The organism is Streptomyces prasinopilosus, assembly GCF_001419695.1.
Classification (GTDB): domain Bacteria; phylum Actinomycetota; class Actinomycetes; order Streptomycetales; family Streptomycetaceae; genus Streptomyces; species Streptomyces prasinopilosus.
Genome location: NZ_LIRG01000798.1, coordinates 1 through 4,209 on the forward strand (window position 1 = coordinate 1; position 4,209 = coordinate 4,209).

Annotated in this window: 4 protein-coding genes and 2 pseudogenes; 4 read left to right on the forward strand and 2 right to left on the reverse strand. The window is 74.5% G+C overall.

All coding sequences use genetic code 11. From position 1 onward, the window contains the following. A partial coding sequence (locus AOK18_RS26610) for a TetR family transcriptional regulator C-terminal domain-containing protein (RefSeq protein ID WP_206281598.1) occupies nucleotides 1-360 on the forward strand: 360 nt, incomplete at its 5' end. A gap of 17 nt (nucleotides 361-377) precedes the next feature. After that, nucleotides 378-2,051 carry an FAD-binding dehydrogenase gene (locus tag AOK18_RS26615; RefSeq protein WP_055571582.1) on the forward strand — a complete coding sequence of 558 codons (1,674 nt, stop codon included), beginning with the start codon at nucleotides 378-380 and terminating at the stop codon, nucleotides 2,049-2,051. Between the two features lie 241 nt (nucleotides 2,052-2,292). Here the strand turns inward: AOK18_RS26615 and AOK18_RS26620 are convergent, their stop codons facing one another. Then, the gene (locus tag AOK18_RS26620) at nucleotides 2,293-2,538 is read right to left on the reverse strand and encodes a WhiB family transcriptional regulator (RefSeq protein WP_055571581.1); all 246 of its coding nucleotides are present in this window, start codon (nucleotides 2,536-2,538) and stop codon (nucleotides 2,293-2,295) included. Between the two features lie 164 nt (nucleotides 2,539-2,702). Continuing rightward, nucleotides 2,703-3,599 carry a LysR family transcriptional regulator ArgP gene (locus tag AOK18_RS26625; RefSeq protein ID WP_055571580.1) on the reverse strand — a complete coding sequence of 299 codons (897 nt, stop codon included), beginning with the start codon at nucleotides 3,597-3,599 and terminating at the stop codon, nucleotides 2,703-2,705. A 133-nt stretch (nucleotides 3,600-3,732) separates the two neighbouring features. On the opposite strand from AOK18_RS26625, the pseudogene AOK18_RS34775 reads away from it, so the two are divergent. Beyond that, nucleotides 3,733-3,913: pseudogene (locus tag AOK18_RS34775) on the forward strand (LysE family transporter); the annotation flags it as partial. A gap of 2 nt (nucleotides 3,914-3,915) precedes the next feature. Next, a pseudogene (locus AOK18_RS34780) lies at nucleotides 3,916-4,174 on the forward strand (LysE/ArgO family amino acid transporter); the annotation flags it as partial. Nucleotides 4,175-4,209 lie beyond the last annotated feature (35 nt).

The following is a 4,209-nucleotide window of genomic DNA, read 5'->3' on the forward strand; positions in this document are numbered from 1 at the left end:
ACCGTGGACCGCGTCACCGGGGTACTGCTGCTCGACCGGGACTGGCTGCTGGTGAAGACCGACTTCCTGGTGCGCGCCGCCCGGGACCCGGACGTCTCCCGCACCCTGCTGGAACACCGCGCCGGGCTGCGCCGCGCCCTCGCGGACCACCTGGGCCGGGCGCGCGGCCACACCGAACTGCCCGCCGTCCTCGGCACCGTCGAGAGCGCCGCGCACGCCGTGGTCGCCGCGTACGACGGAGTCACCGTCCAACTGATGCTGGACGGGGACGTCGAGCACGCCCGCGCCTGGCTGAAGCAACTGCTGACCGCGCTGCTGACCGACGGCAGCGCCGAACCGGCCGCGCACCGGCGCGGATGAGGAAGGGACTTCTCGCCATGGATGCCGACGTCATCGTCGTCGGAGCGGGTCTCGCGGGCCTGGTCGCCGCCCATGAACTGACCAGCCGGGGCCGCAGGGTCGCCCTCGTCGACCAGGAGAACGCCGCCAACCTCGGCGGACAGGCCTTCTGGTCCTTCGGAGGGCTGTTCCTCGTCGGCTCCCCGGAGCAGCGGCGCCTCGGCGTCAAGGACTCCTTCGACCTGGCCTGGAGCGACTGGCAGGGCAGCGCCGGGTTCGACCGGCTCGAGGACGAGGACACCTGGGCGGTGCGCTGGGCGCGCGCTTACGTCGAATGGGCGGCGGGGGAGAAGCGGTCCTGGCTGACCGGGCACGGCATCTCCTTCCTGCCCACCGTCGGTTGGGCCGAGCGCGGCGACCTGCGCGCGAACGGGCACGGCAACAGCGTGCCCCGCTTCCACATCGCCTGGGGCACCGGCACCGGCGTCGTCGAGCCCTTCGTCCGCCACGCGCGGCAGGCCTCGCGCGACGGTCTGCTCACCTTCCACCACCGGCACCGGGTCGACGAACTCGTCGTCCGGGAAGGCGCCGTGAGCGGAGTGCGGGGCGCGGTCCTGGCCCCGGACGACGCCCCGCGCGGTGTCGCCTCCAGCCGCGAGACCACCGGCGACTTCGAACTCACCGCCCAGGCCGTGATCGTCACCAGCGGCGGCATCGGCGCCGACCACGACACCGTCCGCCGCCACTGGCCCGAGCGGCTCGGCACCCCGCCCCGGCGGATGGTCACCGGGGTCCCCGCCCACGTGGACGGGCGGATGCTCGGCATCAGCGAACGCGCGGGCGCGCGCCTGGTCAACCGGGACCGGATGTGGCACTACACCGAGGGCGTGCGCAACTGGGACCCGGTCTGGCACGGTCACGGTATCCGCATCCTGCCCGGACCGTCCTCGATGTGGTTCGACGCCCTCGGCCGCCGGCTGCCCGAGCCCTGCCTGCCCGGCTACGACACCCTGGGCACGCTCAGGCACCTGCGCACCACCGAGGACATCGCCGGCCACGACCACTCCTGGTTCATCCTCACCCGGAGGATCGTCGAGAAGGAGTTCGCGCTGTCGGGGTCGGAGCAGAACCCCGACATCACCGCCAAGGACCGGGCCGGGTTCCTGCGCGAACGCGTCCTGGGCAAGGGCGCCCCCGGCCCGGTCGACGCCTTCCTGCGCGAGGGCGCGGACTTCGTGACCGCCCCGACCCTGGAGCAGCTCGTCGAGCGGATGAACGCCCTCACCGACGAGCCGCTCCTCGACGCGGCCGCCGTCCGGCGCCAGATCGAGGCCCGCGACCGGCAGCTCGGCCACTCCTTCAGCAAGGACGCCCAGGTGCAGGGCATCCGCAACGCCCGCCGCTACATGGGCGACCGCCTCGGCCGCGTGGCCGTCCCGCACCGCATCCTCGACCCCGCGGCCGGCCCGCTGATCGGCGTCAAGCTGCACGTCCTCACCCGCAAGACCCTCGGCGGCATCCAGACCGACCTCGACTCCCGCGCGCTGGACGGCGAGGGCAGGCCGATCGGGGGACTGTACGCGGCGGGCGAGGTCGCGGGCTTCGGCGGCGGAGGCGTCCACGGCTACAACGCGCTGGAGGGCACCTTCCTCGGCGGCTGCCTCTTCTCGGGCCGTGCGGCGGGCCGGGCGGCGGCGCGGCAGGCGGCGTAACCGGTCAGGGCGGGCCGCCGGGGGGACACGGCTGCCGCCCGCCGGAGCGGCGGGCGGCTCAGCCGTGCCGGTCGTGGAGGAGGCGGACCGTCACCTCGGTGCGGCCGGCCTCCGGTCGCGGTCACCGCAACCACCCGTCCCCGCGTGACCGGATCCCTCGCGGGGCCGGGGAGTTCGGCGCCCGCCGCGACGGGCACGGCGGGCGGAACGGCGGACGGGCGGGACGGCACACGGTGCCGTCTCAGGCGCGTCGCGCCTTCAGGCGCCGCTTCAGCGCGCGCCGCTCCGTCTCACTCGTGCCGCCCCACACGCCGAGGGACTGTCCCGTCTCCAACGCCCAGTCGAGGCACTGTCGTTGCACGGGACAGCGTCGGCACACCGTCTTCGCCTGCTCCGTCTGGAAAAGGGCCGGGCCGGAGGTCCCGATCGGGAAGAAGAGGTCGGGGTCCTCGTCCCGGCAAGCCGCGCGGGTCCGCCAGTCGTCCATGGGAGATCACCTGATTCACAGTGGATGCGCACCCCTGGGGTGCCGTGCTCCGTTACGGGTCACCTGCCGGCACGCGATGAAACAACGGCCTCGGCCGTACGCGTCGCCGCGGACCTCACCGGCCGGCGACGGGCACGACGGAGTCCCGACGGTGAGACGGCCCCTCAACTGCGCAGTGCGGTCGCCGCAGTTGCCGCCACCGCCTCGGCCACCGCGGCCAGGGCCGGGGAATCCAGCTTCCACTGCTGCCAGTACAGGGCGGCGTCGGCCGCGCGGCCCGGGGCGAAGACGGTGAGCCGGCCGGCCCGCAGCAGGGGGCCGGCCTGCGTCTCGGGGACCATGCCCCAGCCCAGGCCCGCGGCGACCGCCTCGGCGAACCCCTCCGAGGCCGGAATGAGGTGCCGGCCCGTACTCGCCCCGGTGCGGCCGCGGGTGAGCCGGCGGACGAAGGCGTCCTGGAAGTCGTCCCGCCGGTCGAAGGTCACCACGGGCGCCCGCGGCAGCGTCTCCTCCAGCGGCCCGGCGAGGTACCGCGCGGCGAACTCCGGGCTGGCCGCGGGGAGATAGCGCATCCGTCCCAGCAGCCGTACGGAACAGCCCGGCACCGCGTCCGGCGAGGAGGTCACCGCGGCCATCACCGCCCCCTCCCGCAGCAGCGCGGCGGTGTGGGACTCGTCCTCGCGGCGCAGTTCGAAGCAGAGGCGCAGTTCGGCCGGGACGCGGGTGAGGGCCCCGAGGAACCAGGTCGCCAGCGAGTCCGCGTTCACCGCCACCGACACCCGGGTCGGCTCCCCGGCCGAGCTCAGTCCCAGCTCCGCGTACGCGTCCCGCTCCAGCCGGGCCACCTGGCGGGCCAGCCGCACCAGCACCTCGCCCGACTCGGTCGGCCGCACCGGGCGGGCCCGCAGCAGCAGCACCCGCCCGGTGCGCTGCTCCAGCGCCTTCACGCGCTGGCTCACCGCGGAGGGCGTCACGTGGAGGGCGGCGGCCGCCGCGTCGAAGGTGCCCCCGTCCACCACGGCGAGCAGGGTCCGCACCTGGTCCAGGGGGAGGTCTTCCATCACACCGGCTAAGGATACGTAAGAATCATTAGCTGTACTGCAGCGGGAGACGGCCTCTAGCGTCCTGGGCATGACCGTCGCCCTGACCACCGCCGCCGCCGGATTCGGCACCGGCCTCTCCCTGATCGTCGCCATCGGAGCCCAGAACGCCTTCGTCCTGCGCCAGGGCGTCCGCCGCGAGGCGGTGCTCGCCGTGGTGGGCATCTGCGCGGTGTCCGACGCGCTGCTCATCGCCCTGGGCGTCGGCGGGGTCGGCGCGCTGGTCGTGGCCTGGCCCGGCGCGCTGACCGCGGTCGGCCGGCTCGGTGGAGCGTNNGGCGATGACCTGGCTCAACCCGCACGTCTACCTCGACACCGTGTTCCTGCTGGGCTCCGTGGCCGCCGACCACGGACCGCTGCGCTGGACGTTCGGGCTCGGCGCGGTACTGGCCAGCCTCTGCTGGTTCGCCGCCCTCGGCTTCGGCGCCCGGCTGCTGAGCCGGCTCCTCGCCCGCCCCACCGCCTGGCGGGTCCTGGACGGACTGGTCGCCGCCACCATGATCGTCCTCGGCTGCACGCTCCTCGCCGGAAGCTGAGGCGGCGGGGAGCGTGCAGCCGAGGACGATCATGG